Below are 17,552 nucleotides of genomic sequence, written 5' to 3'. Positions count from 1 at the left end.
CCTGTTACGCGCCGAACTCGGCGCGGAAATCCTCGAGCCGCCGCTTCTGCCGGCCTTCGCCATCGAAATTGGCGGGATCGAGCCATGCCTCATAGGCTTTGCGCAGCGCCGGCCATTGCTTGTCGATGATCGAGTACCATGCGGTATCGCGGTTTTCACCCTTGACCACAAGATGCTGGCGGAAAATGCCCTCGAACTTGAAGCCGAACCGTTCCGCCGCGCGCTTTGACGGCTCGTTGCGGTTGTTGCATTTCCACTCGTAGCGGCGATAGCCGAGCCCGTCGAAAATATACTTCATGAACAGGAACTGCGCCTCGGTCGCTGCCGGCTTGCGCGAGATCAGCGGCCCCCAATAGATGTTGCCGATCTCGATGACGCCATAGGTGGGATCGATGCGCATCAGCGTCTGTCGCCCGGCGACCTTGCCGCTGGCCTTGTCGATGACGGTGAAGAACAGCGGGTCCTCGCTCGCCTCGACCTTGTCCAGCCATGGCTGGAAATCGGCGCGGGTTTGCGGCGGGTAGTCGGGCAGCCAGGCAAAGCGTCCATCGATGTCGGGCACGGACGACGCCTCGTACAACCCATCGCCGTGCTTTTCGGCGCTCAGCGGTTCGAGCCGGACATAGCGGCCGTCAATGGGCTTGCGCTCGGGCCGCGGACGCGCTTGCCAATCTTTGAGATTTTCCGACACGCAAAACTCCAATCCGTTTGACTTTTGTGAGCAGACGCTCACAAAAACGCGACCTAACAGCAAGAACCACACGGACGGGAAAAATGCTCCACACGATTTCGGCCTTCGACCGTCTCGGCGAGGAAAACGCCTTTGCCGTGTTGGCGCGCGCGACTGCACTGGCTCAACAGGGCCGCGACATCGTCAACCTCGGCATCGGCCAGCCCGACTTCAAAACGCCGCAGCACATTGTCGAGGCCGCGATCAAGGCGCTGCGCGACGGCCACCATGGCTACACCCCGGCCAATGGCCTGCTGGCGACGCGCGAAGCGGTGGTGCGGCGCACGCTGACCACTACCGGCGTCGAAGTCTCGCCCGAGAATGTAATGATCCTGCCCGGCGGCAAGCCGACCATGTTCGCGGCCATCTTGATGTTCGGCGAACCCGGCGCCGAGATCCTCTATCCAGACCCAGGCTTTCCGATCTACCGCTCGATGATCGAGTTCACCGGCGCCGCGCCCATTCCGGTGCCGATCCGCGAGGAGAACGGCTTTGCCTTCTCGGCAGAAGAGACGCTGGCGCTGATCACGTCGAAGACCAGACTGCTAATCCTCAACTCACCGGCCAACCCGACCGGCGGCGTCACGCCGCGCGCCGAGATCGAGAAGCTGGTAAAGGGACTGCAAGCGCATCCGCAGGTCGCTATCCTCTCCGACGAAATCTACGACGTCATGACCTATGACGGCGAGACGCATTTTTCGCTGCTCAATTTTCCGGAAATTCGCGACCGGCTGATCGTGCTCAACGGCTGGTCGAAGACATGGGCGATGACCGGCTGGCGCATGGGCTGGTCGATCTGGCCGAATGGCGACAAGGGCGCGCATCTCTACGACAAGGTGCGCAAGCTGGCGGTCAATTGCTGGTCCTGCGTCAACGCGCCGAGCCAGTTCGCCGGCATCGCCGCGATCGACGGCCCGCAGGACGATGTCGACAAGATGATGCGCGCCTTCGACAACCGCAGGAAGATCGTGGTCGAGGGGCTGAACGCGCTGCCCGGCGTCTCCTGCATAACGCCGAAGGGCGCCTTCTATGCCTTTCCGAATGTCTCGAAGACCGGCTGGAAGGCCAAGAAGCTCGCCTCGGCACTGCTCGAGGAGGCCGGCGTGGCGCTGATCGGCGGCCCCGATTTCGGCATTCTCGGCGAAGGCTACATCAGGCTTTCCTACGCCAATTCCGAAGAGAACATCTTGCGAGCGCTGGAGCGGATCGAGGCGTTTTTGAAGAAGTAGGCCTTCGGCTGCTCACCCACGCCCCACGAACGGCATCTTGGTCGCCATCACGGTCATGAACAGCACGTTGGCGTCGAGCGGCAGGCTGGCCATGTGGACGACGGCGTCGGCGACGCGTTGGACGTCCATCACCGCCTCGGCGGCGATGGTGCCATTGGCCTGCGGCACGCCGACCGTCATTGCGTGCGCCATATCGGTCAGCGCGTTGCCTATGTCGATCTGGCCGCAGGCGATGTCATAGGGCCGGCCGTCGAGCGCCAGCGTCTTGGTCAGCCCCGATATGGCGTGCTTGGTCGCGGTGTAGGGCACCGAGCCCGGCCGTGGCGCATAGGCCGACACAGAGCCATTGTTGATGATGCGGCCGCCCATTGGCTTTTGCTTGCGCATGACGCCGAAGGCGGCGCGAGCGCATAGGAACGATCCGGTGAGATTGACGCCGACAATATCGTTCCAGACCTCGACCGGGATCTCGTCGATGGGCGTCGACTTGTAGCTCATGCCGGCATTGTTGAAGAGCAGATCGACGCGGCCGAAGGCTGCGGCCACCGTCTCGAACAGATCATCGACTTCGCCGGCCTTGCTGATGTCGCAGGCAACCGCCAGCGCCTTGGCATCCGTTTTCCCGGCCTCGGCAATGGCGGCATCGAGCACCGCTTTGCGGCGGCCGCAAAACACCGTGTTCCAACCCGCCTTGAGCAGCGCCGTGGCGACGCTCTTGCCGATGCCGGTGCCGGCACCCGTGACGATGACGGTTTTCTCTGTGAGGGCTGTCATGGATTTTGCTCCTGCGCGCCGCGCATCCCCGGCACAGATCGGGGTGCATCCGAATGCACCGACCCATCGCAAATGAAGGCGATCATGGCAAGCCGGACACTAATGCATGTCGCTCAAAAGTGGCCCCGGTTTTGAGCGAACGACATGCATCAGGACAAAAACATGAAGCGCGACGCGCTTTATGTGATCGGTCCGACAAAAAGGGCGGTCATTGGCGACCGCCCTGATCTGAACCGGGCTTGGGAGGAGGAAAAGCCGATCCGACTGACTAAAATCATGCGCTTCCTCGGTAAACGAGAAGTTAACGCTTTTCCCGCGCGGCTGCGTTGTCTACCAGCGCGGGTTCGGCGCCGTGCCTGACGGAACCGGCACCTTGGCCGCCGACACCGTCGCCTCGACATGATCGACGAGCGCATCCGGCAGGCCGAGCCGGCCGGCGAGCAGGTCGAGATAGCCGCGTTCGGCGCGCGTATCGGGGTCGATCGTCAGTCGGGACGCCGTGTAGAGCTCGAGCCTCTGCTCATCGGTCTTGGCGCCTGCGACCAGCGTATCGAGGTCGAGCGGGCTGTCCAGCTCGGCCATCAGAAACTTTTCCGCTTCCGTGCCGATGCCGGCCAGACTGAGCTTGCCGGCGATCTTTTGGCGTTCCGCGTCATCGACATGGCCATCGGCCTTGGCCGCCGAGATCATCGCCCGCACCAGGGTCAGCGTGAACTCGTCCTCCCCCTGTGGCGCCTGTGAAGGATGAAAGCCGGTGTCGGCGGGCGGCGGCAGCAATTCCGGCTGGCCGGCCGCCGGCGCCTGCGCGGGTGCATTGCCGGCCTTGTAATTCTGGTAGGCCTTGTAGGCGAGACCGCCGATCGCAGCCAGTCCGCCGAGCTTCACGGCCGTGCCGGTGACCTGCCGTCCCGTGCCGGTTCCAAGCAGCACCGCGGCCAGCGCACCGGCGGCCAGCGGATTGTCCTTGGCCATCTGCACAGCCTGCCCGGCCTTGTCGCGAACGGTGCCGGTTGTGCCGGGAACTTGCGAGCCGAGCAGATCGTCGAGAAGCTTCTTGGGGTCGAACATGGTGCCTCCAGAAAAGGGCCCGCGCCAAACGTGAACGGGCAGGTTTTGGACGTTGCAGAGGTAGGTCCCGCACACTGGCATTACAATGACGGAGACGCGCTTTACTATCGGCGCCGGCAATGCCGCAAATCGGTGATCGGTGTGTCGATACCGGCCTCGGCTTGCGCTAATGTCGCCGCCGCATTGCCGAGGGAGGAACCTTGCCGTGACCGATCAACCTGGCCGGGAACCGGCGCGCGATCCGCAGGATCTGGAACGTTTGTTGATCGACCGGCAGTGGGCCGGAGACATTGACGGCATGGTGGCGCTGTTCCAACCCGATGCCGCCATCGACACCGGAGCAGCCGAATTGACGCGTGGCCACGAGGCGATCCGCGCTTTGCTCGAAGCCTTTGCCGCGAGCGGACGAAAGTTCCAGCGCGGCGAGCAGCGCCCGGCGGCCATTAACGGCGACCTCGCGTTGACGTCGACCAGGCTTGCCGACGGCTCGATAACCTCAGAGGTCGCGCGCCGGCAGGCCGACGGCACATGGCTGTGGGTGATCGACCGCTATTCTGTCGTGTGGTGATCCAGTCAGGGCGTCGGCGGCACTTAACTGCCGATATGTCCCCTGCCCCGCCTGCGCAAGTTCGACCTGGCGCTGGCGCTCGGCATAGCGGGTGCGATCCTCATCCGAGCGTGCCTCGTAACAATGCGGGCATGACACGCCGGTGGAAAAATGCGGCGACAGCCGGTCCTCCGGCGTCAGCGGATGCCGGCAGGCGCGGCAGAGTTCGGCCTCGCCTTCGGTCAACCCATGCGACACCGAGACCCGCTCGTCGAAGACGAAACACTCGCCCTGCCACAGGCTGTCTTCGGCCGGGACCTCTTCAAGATATCTGAGGATGCCGCCCTTGAGATGGAACACATCCTCGAAGCCGAGCGACTTCACATAGGCCGTCGCCTTTTCGCAGCGGATGCCGCCGGTGCAGAACATCGCGACCTTGCGGCCGTCGAGTTGGTCGCGGTGTTTTTCCACCCAGGCCGGGAATTCGCGAAAGCTCGACGTGCGTGGATCCACCGCACCCTCGAACGTGCCTATCGACACTTCGTACGCGTTGCGTGTGTCGATGACGATGGTGCCGGGGTCCGAGATCAGCGCGTTCCAGTCGGCCGGCGCGACATAGGTCCCCGCACCCGTCGCCGGGTCGAGGTCTTCGACGCCCATGGTGACGATCTCGCGCTTCAGCCGCACCTTCATGCGATGGAACGGCATTTCGGCGGCAGTGCTGTATTTGACCTCGAGATCGGCAAGACCCTCGATGGCCTCGAGATAAGCGATCAGGTCGGCTATGTCGGTTTCGCTGCCGGCGACCGTGCCGTTGATACCTTCCTGCGCCAGAAGCAATGTGCCCTTGATGCCGCGCCCGCAGCAGAAGGCGGCAAGCGGCGTGCGCAATTCTCGCAGCGCGTCGAAGTCGCCCAGCCTCGCAAATTTGTAGAGCGCAGCGACGCGCACGGGTTCACGGTTGGTCATCGCCAAGCCACTAAACCGTGGTCAAAGCGGATTCAAGGCAGAGCTAAAGACACCTTGTCGGTATTCGCCAGCAGGCTCGTTGGCCGACATGTGACATCGCGGCAGGCCGGGTTTCGTGGACTCGGAATCGGCCTTCTGCTAATCGGTTGAAATCACCTAGGGAGAGACAAGCCAATGCCCAGCAAGACCGAAAAGCTCCTGTCGCTGCTCAATGGCCAGCCGGTCATTCCGGTGCTGAAGATCGCCAATGTCGCGGACGCCGTCCCGCTCGCCCGGGCGCTCGCCGCCGGCGGCCTGCCGGCGATCGAGATCACGCTGAGAACCGCCGATGCGCTGGAAGCGATCCGCCGCGTCGCCGGTGAGGTCGAGGGCGCCATTGTCGGCGCCGGCACAATTCTCGATGCCAAGCAGTTCGACGAGGCAGCGGCCGCCGGATCGAAATTCATCGTCAGCCCCGGCATCACGCGAGAGTTGCTGGCGGCGACCAAGGACAGCGACGTTCCCTTGCTGCCCGGCGCCATCACGCCCGGCGAGATCATGGCTGCCCGCGAGGCCGGCCTGCGGTTCCTGAAATTCTTCCCGGCCGAACAATCCGGCGGCATCGCCTCGCTGAAGGCCTTTGCCTCGCCGCTGGCCGACGTGAAATTCTGCCCGACCGGCGGCATCTCGGCCAAGAACGCCGCCGACTATCTCAGCCTGTCCAACGTTATCTGCGTCGGCGGCTCGTGGGTGGCGCCGGACGAGTTGGTCAAGGCCGGCAAGTGGGATGAGATCGAGGCGCTCGCACAGACCGCGAGCAAGCTCGGAAAATAACCTCCGCTACTTTGTCTTTGCGCAATTCCCAAGGGAAGCGCTCCGCGCTTTTCCGGGAAAATCACAGTGTTCCCGGAATTGCACTCGGCACAAAAACCCGCCAGCTGCGCCGACCGGGTTTGCTACGCGTTGAGATTTTGGTTCCCGCTCATGGGCTCGAACCACGATTCACGCCTTCAAAGGGCGCTGTCCTACCATTAGACGAAGCGGGAATGCAGCTTGGTGGTTAGCATTCTGTGGCGATGGAAGCCAGTGCTCGAGATCTCGCTAAAAACAAAAGCCGCACAGGTTGCCCAGCGCGGCTTCGAGTCGATAACGCCCCGGTCACGCCCTTACTTCGTCTGGAAGCGGGCGACCGAAAGGAATTTTACGGCATTGCCGGTGAAGCGGTTGGCATCGGCCATCTGGTTGTCCGCCTGAAAGCCTGCGGTGTAGACCTCGCTCGGCGGCGTATGCACGATGTTGTAGGCATAGCGCGGCGCTGTCGTCGGGCTGGAAACGGTGGCGATGTTGTCGCCGCTGCTCAGCGCCCAGCGGGCCGCCTGCGGTTCGGCCGCCATCACCACTGCCTTCGGTCCTGGCTTCAGGTCGCGGGCCGAAGCCCTGGCTTCCTTGCGTGTCGTCTTGACGCCGGCGCCGATCACCGAGGCTGGATCGGTACCGGCGGGACGGGCAGCAATAGCGCCGCGCGGCGATGCGGCATCGACACCTGACGGATCGTTGAACGCCGAGCGCGGCTCAAGCGACGCAACCTGATAGTCGTCGGTAGCACCGGCTGTATCGGCGGCGCTGGCCTGTTCGAGAACCGCCTTGACCTCGTCCGGACGCTGCGACGGCAGCACCGAGAACGCGTCGGTTGCGGTCTGCTTGTGGGCAGCCGTATCGGCCAGCGCCAGCAGAACGCCCTTGTCCTGCGGCGCAAGCTCAGCCGGCGGCGAAGAGCGGTCGGGACGCCAGGTCGGCAACGGGACGTTGACCGCGACCTGCGCCGGAGCGGCAGCTTGATCGGCCCCCTGGTCGGCATTGCTCGCATCGGCCGTGCCGAACGGCACATTGGCCGGCGCCTGCGCCGTCGCCACCGTCTGTTCGGTGGTGGCATCGGCCACGCCGAACGGCACGGTCTCAGGTTGTTGCGCGCCGACATCGGCCTTCGGCCGCGGTGCGAAAGCGGGCAGCGGCACTTCCTTGGCGGGCAGCGCGGCGATGATCGTCTCCGGCGTGTCCTGCGGCTCCGCATCGTCAGCGCTGTCGTCGGCAAGCTGCGGAATGTTGGCGCGCTTGGCGTTCTGCGGCGACACGATCGCGATGCCAGGCAGATTGCTGTTGTTGTTGCTCGTGGCAGCCAGCACCGGCTTCACGCTTCTCGGCGGCGGCGCGGCGGTAGCGACATCGGCGCTGTCGTCGGCTTCGTCTTCACCGCCACCGCCAAAGAAAGCGGACAGGAAGCCACCGGATTTCTTGGTGCTGCCGCCTGCGCTGGCCATCATGATGGCAGGAGAACCGGCGCCCTTGCGCGCCTTGTAGGAGGCGAGCGCCTGGTCATAACCCGGCAACGGCCTGCCGTCGCTCGGCACATGCAGCGTCTTGCCATTGGGAAACAGGCTGACCAGTTCCTGGCGGCTGATGCCTGGCCAGTGCCGCACATTGCCGACGTCCATGTGGACGAAGGGCGAACCCGACGACGGATAGTAGCCGACGCCGCCGCCCTGCATCTTCAGGCCGATGTTGCGCAGCTTCTTCAGCGGCACACCCGGAATGTAGAAGTCCATCGCCTTGCCCAGCATATGCTGGCTTTCCTTGGCGACACCGCGGCTGCGGCTGCGCAGCATCGAATTGGTCGACGGCGAGCGATAGCCGCAAACGACCTGGATATAGTCGGTGGCGCCGGCCTGCCGATAAGCTTCCCACACCAGATCGAGCAGGCGCGGATCCATCTTGGTCGGTTCGTTGCGACGCCAGTCGCGCAGGATGATGTTGATCTTCCTGAGGCCTGCCGGATCGTAGCGGCCATTGCGCTTGTAGACGATCTCGGCCTTTTCGTGCGTGTGGAGGTGATAGAGCTTGAGCGAGCGCGTTTCAGCGCTGGCGCCGGCAGCAGTAGCGGCAAGGAAAGCGAACGCAACGATCACCGCTGCCAGCCATCTCGGCCAGACGCCCATGTGATCGCGCCGCCCGTTTCTGTGTCGTTCGACTTTGTTCAAATCAAAAGGCCTTGCAGGCTGCCGTTTGTCCCCGGATTTGTCCAAACGGATGCGTGGTTCTTACATCCGAATATCGATCCTAATGGTTAATCATCGCTTATTGAAGCCGAAATGCGGTAACACCGTGGCGATATCCCGTCAAAAATAATACACAGGATTTCTTGGTAAACTGCTGGTTTAGATCAAGATTCAGCCTTTTCCCGCTACACGATCTGTTACCGCTGGCCTTAATGCGTGAACAACGCTGTCCGCATCAGTCATATTCCCGCCCCAACCCTTATGCAGCGCCGGATTTGGCATGGCAAGCTGGTCCCGGCCTTGCGTTGGCAAGCTGTGGAATTCGGCGTTCAGGAGGCAAGGCGGTCGAGGCGGCCGGTTTCCGGGTCGATGCCGTATTCCTTGAGCTTGCGGTAGAGCGTCGAGCGGCCGATGCCGAGACGCCGCGCGACCTCGCTCATCTGGCCGTTATAATGGTCGATGGCGAGCTTGATCATTTCGAGTTCGACATCGGCCAGCGCACGCACATTGCCACGCTCGTCCAGCGCCCGCAGCGTGCCGAAACGCTGAAGCAGCCTCGCCGGAGGGGCGGGCTCGGCAGTTGCAGTACCGGCGTCGTCAGTCTGCGCGCCATCGCCTTGCGATCCGGTGCTCAAGGCCATGCCGGGGTCCGACAAGGACGCATCGGCGTCGAGATTGACGGTGCCGTCGACCTGCGCCCGGATCTGCGGAAATTCGTCAGTCGTGAGCACATCGCCTTCGGCAAGCACCGAGGCCCTGAACACGGCGTTTTCCAGCTGCCTGATGTTTCCCGGCCAATCATAGGCCTGCAGCATGGCCAGTGCGGCATCCGAGATGCCGTGCAGGCGATTGCCCGCCGGCGCCACCTTGTCCATGAAATGCTTGACCAGATAGGGGATGTCGTCGCGGCGGTCGCGCAGCGGCGGCACGACGATCGGGTAAACGTTGAGCCGGTAGAACAGGTCCTCGCGAAACTTGCCGTCCTTGACCTGCTGCAGAAGGTTGCGGTGCGTGGCCGAGATCAGCCTGATGTCGACCCTGACGGTGGAACGGCCGCCGACCGGATCGACCTCGCCATCCTGCACGGCGCGCAACAGCTTGACCTGCACGTCGAGCGGCAGGTCGCCGATCTCGTCCAGGAACAGCGTGCCCGAATGCGCCTCGACGAACTTGCCGGTGTGCTTTTCGGTGGCGCCGGTGAACGAACCTTTCTCGTGACCGAACAGGATCGATTCGACCAGATTGTCGGGGATGGCGCCGCAATTGACGGTGACGAACGGTTTTGTGCGGCGTTCGCCGCTGCCCTGGATGGCGCGCGCCACCAATTCCTTGCCGACGCCCGATTCGCCCTCGATCAGGATCGGGATGTTGGAGGCCGCAGCCTTCTGGCCGAGGCGGATCACCCGGTCCATCGCCGGGCTATGCGTGATCATGTCCTTGAATGTCAGGTGGCCGCCCCGACGCCGCGACGTGCGCTTGACCTCGTCCTCGACCGCCTCGACCTTGAGCGCGTTGCCGATCGCGGTCTGCAGCCGGTCGGGAGACGCCGGCTTGACGACAAAATCGAAGGCGCCGTGGCGCATCGCCGAGACCACCGTTTCTATGCCGCCCTGCGCAGTCTGCACAATGACGGGAACAGTGATGCCGCGCTCGCGCATCGCCTTCAGCACGCCGATGCCGTCGAGGCCCGGCATGACAAGGTCGAGGATGACTGCCGAAATATCCCTCGCATTGGGTCCGTCAAGCGCGCTCAGACCGGCCTCGCCGCCATCGGCAACGATGGCGCTGTGGCCGAATTTCGTCACCGCCGCTTCGAGCAGCCGGCGCTGCACGGGATCGTCATCGACTATAAGAATGGAACCTGTCATGACTGATTTGAGTTGCCCGCCTGGGAAATTCCCATGGATCATCTTGGCACAGGGTTCTAAACAAGGTTTCAAAAAACCCGGTGAACGAATTCCTTAGGATTTGACCGGCTTGTCCTTTCCCCTTGATTCCAGAAGGTAATTGTTGATGAGCAGGATTCTCGGTCGGCAGCTTGCGGCGGTAGCGTCCGGTCAGGGCGCGGCGGAACTTGGCGACCTGCCGGAATGGAATCTCGCCGATCTTTATTCCGGCATGGAGGCGCCCGAACTGAAGCGCGACCTTGCCAAGGCGGCGGCCGACGCCGTCGCCTTCGAGAACCGCTGGAAGGGCACACTGGCTGCGGAGGCCGGGCGCGGAAGCGCCGGCAGGCTTGGCGAGGCGCTGACAGCCTATGAGGCGCTGGAGGAACTGATCGGCCGCATCGTCTCCTATGCCGGCCTGATCTATGCCGGCAACACCGCCGATCCGCAGCGCGCAAAGCTCTATGGCGACATCCAGGAAAAGATGACCGACGCCAGCGCGCATCTTCTGTTCTTCGCGCTGGAACTGAACCTGATCGATGACAAGGCGCTCGAATCCGCCCTCGCCGCCGACGCCGGCTTTGCCCATTACCGGCCCTGGGTGCTCGACCTCAGAATGGACAAGCCCTACCAGCTCGAGGACCGGGTCGAGCAGCTGTTCCATGAGAAGTCGATCACCGGGCGCGGTGCCTGGAACCGGCTGTTCGACGAGACGATGACCGATCTGCGCTTCGACATAGACGGCGAGGAACTGACGCTGGAGCCGGCGCTGAACCGCCTGCAGGACGCCGATGGGGAGGTCCGCCGCCGCGCCTCCGAAGCGCTGGCCACAACCTTCCGCAAGAGCCTGCGCACCTTCACGCTGATCACCAACACGCTGGCCAAGGACAAGGAGATTTCCGACCGCTGGCGCGGCTTCGAGGACATCGCCGACTCACGCCATCTCGCCAACCGTGTCGAGCGCAGCGTGGTCGACGCGCTGGCATCGGCCGTGCGCGAGGCCTATCCGCGCCTGTCTCATCGCTACTACGCGATGAAGGCGCGCTGGCTGGGCATGGAGGTGATGAACCACTGGGACCGCAACGCGCCCTTGCCCGAAACGCCGCAAGCGGTGATTCCTTGGGATGATGCCAGGAACACTGTGCTATCGGCCTATCAGCGCTTTTCCCCCGATATGGCGGAGATCGCCCGCACCTTCTTCGACCGCAACTGGATCGACGCGCCGGTCAGGCCCGGCAAATCGCCCGGCGCCTTCGCCCATCCGACCGTGCCTTCGGCGCACCCTTACGTGCTGCTCAACTACATGGGCAAGCCGCGCGATGTGATGACACTGGCGCATGAACTCGGCCACGGCGTGCATCAGGTGCTGGCCGGCGGCCAGGGCGCGCTGATGGCTTCGACGCCGCTGACTTTGGCCGAGACGGCCTCGGTGTTCGGCGAGATGCTGACCTTCCGTTCGCTGCTCGACCAGACCACCGACAAGCGCGAGCGCAAGGCGATGCTCGCCCAGAAGGTCGAGGACATGATCAACACGGTCGTGCGCCAGATCGCCTTCTACGAATTCGAACGCAAGGTGCATGCAGAGCGCAAGAACGGCGAACTGACCTCCGACAAGCTCGGCCAGTTCTGGCTCGAGGTGCAGGCCGAAAGCCTGGGGCCGGCGATCAAGCTGCGCGAGGGCTATGAGGTCTTCTGGACCTACATCCCGCACTTCGTCCACTCCCCCTTCTACGTCTACGCCTATGCCTTTGGCGACTGCCTGGTGAACTCGCTCTACGCGGTCTACCAGAACGCTGAGCATGGCTTCCAGGATAAGTATTTCGAGATGTTGCGCGCCGGCGGCACCAAGCATCACTCGGAGCTTCTCGCGCCCTTCGGCCTCGACGCCACCGACCCCGCCTTCTGGCAGATCGGGCTTGGCGTGATCGGCGGCCTGATCGACGAGTTGGAAGCGCTCGACAGTTAATGCGCGCACCCATTGGACCGATGGCGCAGAGTGGCAGGTTCAGCAGCGGCCTCGACTTTGCAGAATCGCAGAACAGTTTAGCCGGAATGCATGTGACGGCAGCTCTGTTCTTGTTCTAAATATCTGTTCTTGAATAACTCTCCGGCGAAAATTCCGTTAGCTTTCCCGAAACCGTATGATAGCTTTCCGACTGAAGCTCAGCCGGGCGCGCGGCTTAAGGCCGGACAGTATCCCGGCCCATGGCAGCGGTCTGACGAATGCGACAGCGACGGTTGGCAATGGGCGGAAAGCCGAACGCCGACACTCGACGACAGACCGGCTGTTCCCTGAGCCGCCGAACCACATTGGATGATCCGATCTGCCAAGGTCATGACTTGGGACGGCGGCGGACGGATCCGACTGGAGAGAGACGATGACCTTCTTTTACATTGTCCTGGCGTTCCTTGTAGGTGTGTTGGTTGGCTGGTTTATCTGGGGCCGGCTGCGCGGCGAACTCGACAGCCTGCGCGGCGATCTCGACCGCACCCGCAGCGAGCGTGACAGACTGCGCGCCGACGCCGATCGCCTGACTGGCGAACTCGACGCCTGCGGCAAGACCCGCGCCGATCTCGAACGGCGGCTGCGTGAAACATCAGCTCCATCCGCCAAGCCTTCAAGTTCGGCGCCGGCCGCCCTGGTATCGACAGCGGCAACGGCCAAGTCCGCCCCGGCCGCGAAACCGACCCCCGCCAAACCCGCCGCGGCCAAACCAGCTGCGGCCAAATCCGCGGCCGCAAAACCAGCGGCCAGCAAACCTGCCGCCGCCAAGGCCGCGCCCAAAGCCGCGGCTTCAAAGCCCGCCGCCGTCCCGAAGAAGGCCGCCCCGGCAGCTGGAAAGGCCGACAATCTGCGTCGCCTGATCGGTATCGGCCCGGTCAACGACAAACTGCTCAAGGGCCTTGGCGTCACGACCTACGCGCAGATCGCCGGCTGGACCGCGGCCGACGTCAAGCGCATCGAGGACACGCTGAATTTCGACGGCCGCATCGCTCGCGAAAAGTGGGTCGAGCAGGCCAAGCTGCTTGCCGCCGGCGACGAAAAGGAGTTCGCACGCCAATTCCCGAGCGCCGGGACCGCCAACAACAGCTGATCTGTCATCGGCAACATAAGCAGAAGGCGGCGCTCTCGGGCGCCGTCTTTGTTTTTGCATTCGCCACTGTCTTTGCGCCCTGCGACGCCGCTCCCTCGATTGCACGCCGCCCGGCCCCCATATAGAGCGGTTCTGGCGTCATCGACCGCAGTACCCGAGCCCCATGCCCCTGCCCTCTGCCATTTTCCGCAACGATGAAAGCGGCCGTCAGTTGGTCTTCGACCACCCGGCCGACATCATCATTGCCTATGATGCCAAGGATTTTCTGCCGGCGCTGGCGGCTGCGCAGGCGGCGAGCGATGCCGGCAAATGGCTGGCCGGCTATTTCTCCTACGAAGCGGGCTATCTGCTCGAACCGAAACTCGTGCCGCTGCTGCCTGAAGGCCGGCGCGCGCCATTGGTTTGTCTGGGTGTCTTCAATGCTCCGGCCGAAGAGGCCGTGCCGCGCAACGATGCGCCGGCCACCAATGGCCCCATCTTCGACGCCAGGGCCAGTTGGTCCGCTCAGGACTACGCCAAACGCTTCGCGCGCCTTCACGACCACATCCGCAAGGGCGACTGCTACCAAGGCAACCTGACCTTTCCGGTCCGTGCCCAATGGTCGGGCGATCCGGTTGCTGCCTTCGACGCACTGACAGGACGCCAGCCGGTCAAGTATGGCGCACTGATTTCGCTCGGCGATCCCATCATCTTATCGCGTTCGCCCGAGCTGTTCTTCGAGATCAATGCCTTAGGCATGATCGAAACCCATCCGATGAAGGGCACCGCACCGCGCGGCGCGACCAAGGCCGAGGACGCGCGGTTGAAGTCCTTCTTGCGCAGCGACGAAAAGAACCAGGCCGAGAACCGGATGATCGTCGATCTCCTGCGCAACGACATCTCCCTGATCAGCGAGATCGGCACGCTGGAAGTGCCGGAACTGTTCCGCATCGAGAGCTACCCGACCGTCCATCAGATGGTGAGCCGTGTGCGGGCGAAGCTTCTGCCTGATCTCGGCATCCGCCAAATCTTTGGCGCGCTGTTTCCCTGTGGCTCGATTACCGGCGCACCGAAAATCCGCGCCATGGAAATCCTGCACGAGCTGGAAGAGACACCGCGCGACGTCTATTGCGGCGCCATCGGCTGGATCGCGCCTGGCGGCATGATGCGCTTTTCGGTGGCGATCCGCACCATATCGCTCTTTTCCAGTGGCGAGGCCGTTTACAATGTCGGCGGCGGCGTCGTCTTCGATTCGACGGCGCAAGAGGAGTATCAGGAGTGTCTGCTGAAGGCGCGCTTCGCGACGGGGACACCGCCGATTTCGAGCTGATCGAGACGATGCGCTGGGAGCCCGGCCAGGGCTTTCTGCGCTTCGAACGCCATCTCGCGCGCCTTTACGGCTCGGCGGAAGAACTCGGCTTTGCCTGCGATCCGCAGCCGATCGGCGAGGTGCTGGCGAATACTATCGGGGCGCAGCAGACGGCGCTGCGCACCCGGCTCGCCCTGCAGCGCAATGGCGAAGTGACCGCCTCGGTCCAGCCCTATGAGCCGTTCGCCGCCGACAAGGTCTGGCGGCTGCGACTGGCGCGGGTGCGGCTCTCTTCCTCGGACGCGCTGCTGCGCCACAAGACCAGCCGGCGACAGATCTACACCCACGCCCGCTCCGAATATCTGATCACCCAGGCCGACGAAGTGTTGCTCGCAAATGAGCGCAGCGAAATCTGCGAAGGCACCATCACCAACGTCTTCGCCGATTTCGGTGATGGCATGCTGATGACACCCAGGCTCGACTGCGGCCTGCTGCCTGGCGTATTGCGCGCCGAGCTGCTGGACGAAGGCCGCGCCCAAGAGGCGATCTACAGCTATGACGAGTTGAAATCCGCCAAAACACTGTTCGTCGGCAATTCTCTGCGCGGCTTGATCCCGGCAACATTGGCCTGATACGAAGCGGCTGCGAGAATAACCGCCGGCATTGGACACTTTCTAGCGAAGCATGAATTCTCGTCAGCCCACGCACACGCCCTATGATGGCTCCTCAAAGCTCTTCACCATCGGGCTGAAGCCGCTCGAACTCGACAAGTGGATCGAGGTCGACCGGTATCTCTTCGACCATCTCGCCGAAAAGCGCCGGCTGTATGCCGAAATTCCCGACAAGGTGTTTGTCGAGGAAGACGGCACGCGCGACGCCCAGCGCGAAGTGCGCGGCCTCCTCGAAGCACATCTGCTGTCGAGATTTCCCGGGATGTACCGGCGCACCAATGCCGGGGTTGAGGTCATTGGCGCCAAAGCCGACTCTGACGCCACCTTCCCCGATGCCCCGCTGGTCGCAGCGTCGCTGCTCGTCCAGGAAGACCTGATCCTGATGCGCCGTGACGACACCGGCTGGCGGCTCGCCGCCGGCTCGCTGTGTTTCCCGTCATCCTGGTCGCTGGTCGAGAAATTCGGCCGGCCGCTGCAGCAGATCCACGCACCGGTGCCGGGCTTCGGTCCGGGCACCAGGCCGGCCGAGCTCATCAACCGCATGTTCGACGGCCTGCAGGGTCAGGCTGTCGAACGCTTCAACTGGTCGATCCAGGCCGACGACGCGCTCTATCATCCGCTCTCCAATGTCGAGCGCATCGACCGTGCCACCAGGCGCCCCTCGCGATTTCCCGACGGCGACGTAAACGCCCACGCCTTCATCCGCGTGGAGCGCCAGACGCTGCGCAAACTGTCCGTCTCGCGCGACATCCTGTTCACCATCCGCATCCATCTCGACCCGTTGAAAGTGCTGGCGCGGCATCCCGACCGGGCAACGCTTGCCGCCTCTTTCGCGGCGCAATTGCAGGCGCTGGATGAGGCTCAACTCGACTACAAGGGGATGACATCAGACCGTGACCGGCTGGTGCAACGCCTGCAAACCATGGCTCAGGAGTGACGATGGTCCGACATGTTCTGAAGCTAGCCGTCCTGCTCGGTGCATTCCTGGCGTTGCCGGCAACAGCGCATGCGGAACCGGTGACCTATGCGGGGAAGCTCGGCAACATCGACATCGTCGTCGAGTTTACCGGTGATCCGGCGACGGCTGGAGAGGCACTGGCGGCGCGCTATTTCTACCGTTCCAAGGGCGTCGATATTCCTCTGCAGGCGAAGTCGAGCAAGGGCGCCACCTTTCAATTGGCCGAGGAAGAAGCCTGCGATGCCAAGAAGTGCGGCGACGGCCAGGCTCCACCCATCGGCGCCGTCTGGCGGTTGAGTTCCGCCGACAAGGGCAAGACGCTGGAAGGCACCTGGACGGCCAAAAAGACCCTGCCGCTGAAGCTGACAAGGATCGCCAGCCGTGCCCAGACGGAGACGCCGGCGACGACGCCACGCGATCTCTATGATTTCACCGACATGACATTCTCGGGCGACGATGCGCCGATCACCATGGCGGCATCGCCCTACGACTATCTCAAGCTGGATTTCGCGCCCAAGGCAGACGCCAAGGAAGGTTGGCCGGATGCAGCCTACAACTATGTCACCGATCCGCGCACCAAATTCGCCAGGCCGCGCCTCGTCGATCTCGCCGGCAGTGCGCCGATCGAAGCCGCCAATGCCTTGCTGCAGAACCGCCATTGGCATGACAGCCTCAGCGCCTTGACATGCGCGGCGCTGCAATATGCCGGTTTCCACGACGGGCCGCCGATGGAGGGCATGGACGACGATTCGCTTGGCGGCTATGAAGACACGACGTCCAAAGTTACGTCATTGACGCCGAAGCTGATGAGCTGGTCGGAATCCGGCAGCCTCTATTGCGGCGGTGCGCATCCGAACAACTATTCCGACGCCTATGTCATGGACGTGCGCCGTGGCGCCTTGCTTACCCTTCAGGACATGTTTTCCGATACGGTCGACGGCAAGCCAGGCCCCTCGCTGGCCACCTTCGTCAAGGAGAAGCGCAAGAAGCCAAGCGACCAGACCGAGGTGGATTACGAGGCCGAATGCGGCACCGACGATTTGATCGGCGACTATCTCGGCGCCAGCCTGAAGCGCGATGGCGACAGGCAGGTTCTGGTCTTCGGCCTGCAAGGTTTGCCCAACGTCATCCAGGCTTGCGGCGGCGATCTCGTTGAAATCCCGGACTCCGAAGCACAAGCGCTGCTCACGCCGGAATTCGCGAAACTGCTCGAACCGTAGGCGCATCTGCGCCGTCGGGAACTAACCTTATCCCTGCTTTTCGCTTTATTGTGACAATGATCTATGGTTTGTCGCGCGGCGGTCG

Annotated in this window: 15 protein-coding genes, 1 tRNA gene and 1 pseudogene; 10 read left to right on the top strand and 7 right to left on the bottom strand. The window is 63.3% G+C overall.

Features of this window, described 5'->3' with window-relative positions:
- Positions 1-4: 4 nt before the first annotated feature.
- Positions 5-691, bottom strand: coding sequence for a GNAT family N-acetyltransferase (locus tag NKI37_RS24370; protein ID WP_023683266.1), 687 nt, complete (start codon positions 689-691; stop codon positions 5-7).
- An 83-nt stretch (positions 692-774) separates the two neighbouring features.
- On the opposite strand from NKI37_RS24370, the gene NKI37_RS24365 reads away from it, so the two are divergent.
- Positions 775-1,959: a pyridoxal phosphate-dependent aminotransferase gene (locus tag NKI37_RS24365; protein WP_352788555.1), complete on the top strand. Its 1,185-nt coding sequence runs from the start codon at positions 775-777 to the stop codon at positions 1,957-1,959.
- 12 nt (positions 1,960-1,971) lie between these two features.
- On the opposite strand, the gene NKI37_RS24360 is transcribed toward NKI37_RS24365, so the two are convergent.
- A complete protein-coding gene (locus NKI37_RS24360) occupies positions 1,972-2,733 on the bottom strand; it encodes an SDR family oxidoreductase (RefSeq protein ID WP_352536553.1) in 762 nt (253 codons plus the stop codon).
- A 144-nt stretch (positions 2,734-2,877) separates the two neighbouring features.
- Between NKI37_RS24360 and NKI37_RS24355 the strand changes: the two genes are divergently transcribed.
- Positions 2,878-3,093: a hypothetical protein gene (locus tag NKI37_RS24355; protein WP_352536552.1), complete on the top strand. Its 216-nt coding sequence runs from the start codon at positions 2,878-2,880 to the stop codon at positions 3,091-3,093.
- On the opposite strand, the gene NKI37_RS24350 is transcribed toward NKI37_RS24355, so the two are convergent.
- Entirely contained in the window at positions 3,064-3,801 is a 738-nt protein-coding gene (locus NKI37_RS24350; protein WP_352788552.1) for a tellurite resistance TerB family protein, read from the bottom strand. The two genes, NKI37_RS24355 and NKI37_RS24350, sit on opposite strands and share 30 nt — an antisense overlap.
- A 205-nt stretch (positions 3,802-4,006) precedes the next feature.
- Here NKI37_RS24350 and NKI37_RS24345 point away from each other — a divergent pair, with 205 nt between their 5' ends.
- Positions 4,007-4,369 (top strand): YybH family protein, encoded by a 363-nt coding sequence (locus NKI37_RS24345; protein WP_023817278.1) that lies wholly within the window; start codon positions 4,007-4,009, stop codon positions 4,367-4,369.
- Positions 4,370-4,392: 23 nt separating this feature from the next.
- Here the strand turns inward: NKI37_RS24345 and trhO are convergent.
- A pseudogene (gene trhO / locus NKI37_RS24340) lies at positions 4,393-5,317 on the bottom strand (oxygen-dependent tRNA uridine(34) hydroxylase TrhO).
- Positions 5,318-5,491: 174 nt separating this feature from the next.
- On the opposite strand from trhO, the gene NKI37_RS24335 reads away from it, so the two are divergent.
- Positions 5,492-6,130, top strand: a complete 639-nt coding sequence (locus NKI37_RS24335) for a 2-dehydro-3-deoxy-phosphogluconate aldolase (RefSeq protein ID WP_023817276.1) — start codon at positions 5,492-5,494, stop codon at positions 6,128-6,130.
- 138 nt (positions 6,131-6,268) lie between these two features.
- On the opposite strand, the gene NKI37_RS24330 is transcribed toward NKI37_RS24335, so the two are convergent.
- The 3 genes from NKI37_RS24330 to NKI37_RS24320 all read right to left on the bottom strand — a co-directional run bounded on the left by NKI37_RS24330 (position 6,269) and on the right by NKI37_RS24320 (position 10,217).
- Positions 6,269-6,342: transfer RNA gene (locus tag NKI37_RS24330), tRNA-Gln, on the bottom strand.
- A 120-nt stretch (positions 6,343-6,462) separates the two neighbouring features.
- Positions 6,463-8,289: a peptidoglycan L,D-endopeptidase MepK gene (gene mepK, locus NKI37_RS24325; RefSeq protein ID WP_023817275.1), complete on the bottom strand. Its 1,827-nt coding sequence runs from the start codon at positions 8,287-8,289 to the stop codon at positions 6,463-6,465.
- 389 nt (positions 8,290-8,678) lie between these two features.
- Complete coding sequence (locus NKI37_RS24320; RefSeq protein ID WP_352788549.1) at positions 8,679-10,217, bottom strand: sigma-54-dependent transcriptional regulator; 1,539 nt, start codon at positions 10,215-10,217, stop codon at positions 8,679-8,681.
- 145 nt (positions 10,218-10,362) lie between these two features.
- Between NKI37_RS24320 and NKI37_RS24315 the strand changes: the two genes are divergently transcribed.
- The 6 genes from NKI37_RS24315 to NKI37_RS24290 all read left to right on the top strand — a co-directional run bounded on the left by NKI37_RS24315 (position 10,363) and on the right by NKI37_RS24290 (position 17,467).
- Positions 10,363-12,201 carry a M3 family oligoendopeptidase gene (locus NKI37_RS24315; protein ID WP_023823295.1) on the top strand — a complete coding sequence of 613 codons (1,839 nt, stop codon included), beginning with the start codon at positions 10,363-10,365 and terminating at the stop codon, positions 12,199-12,201.
- 412 nt (positions 12,202-12,613) lie between these two features.
- Positions 12,614-13,330: a helix-hairpin-helix domain-containing protein gene (locus NKI37_RS24310; RefSeq protein WP_023671943.1), complete on the top strand. Its 717-nt coding sequence runs from the start codon at positions 12,614-12,616 to the stop codon at positions 13,328-13,330.
- Positions 13,331-13,493: 163 nt separating this feature from the next.
- Positions 13,494-14,639 carry an aminodeoxychorismate synthase component I gene (locus NKI37_RS24305; protein WP_023671944.1) on the top strand — a complete coding sequence of 382 codons (1,146 nt, stop codon included), beginning with the start codon at positions 13,494-13,496 and terminating at the stop codon, positions 14,637-14,639.
- Complete coding sequence (locus NKI37_RS24300; RefSeq protein WP_031201292.1) at positions 14,588-15,250, top strand: aminotransferase class IV family protein; 663 nt, start codon at positions 14,588-14,590, stop codon at positions 15,248-15,250. Before NKI37_RS24305 ends, NKI37_RS24300 begins: the two co-directional genes overlap by 52 nt.
- A 52-nt stretch (positions 15,251-15,302) precedes the next feature.
- Positions 15,303-16,226 (top strand): heme-dependent oxidative N-demethylase family protein, encoded by a 924-nt coding sequence (locus tag NKI37_RS24295; protein WP_023671946.1) that lies wholly within the window; start codon positions 15,303-15,305, stop codon positions 16,224-16,226.
- A gap of 2 nt (positions 16,227-16,228) precedes the next feature.
- A complete protein-coding gene (locus NKI37_RS24290; protein ID WP_352788544.1) occupies positions 16,229-17,467 on the top strand; it encodes a hypothetical protein in 1,239 nt (412 codons plus the stop codon).
- The last annotated feature ends 85 nt before the right edge of the window (positions 17,468-17,552 follow it).

The organism is Mesorhizobium sp. M0626, from assembly GCF_040320665.1.
In the GTDB taxonomy this organism is placed as follows: domain Bacteria; phylum Pseudomonadota; class Alphaproteobacteria; order Rhizobiales; family Rhizobiaceae; genus Mesorhizobium.
Note: the sequence above shows the minus strand (reverse complement) of the source record. Positions and strands in the feature narration are given on the sequence as shown.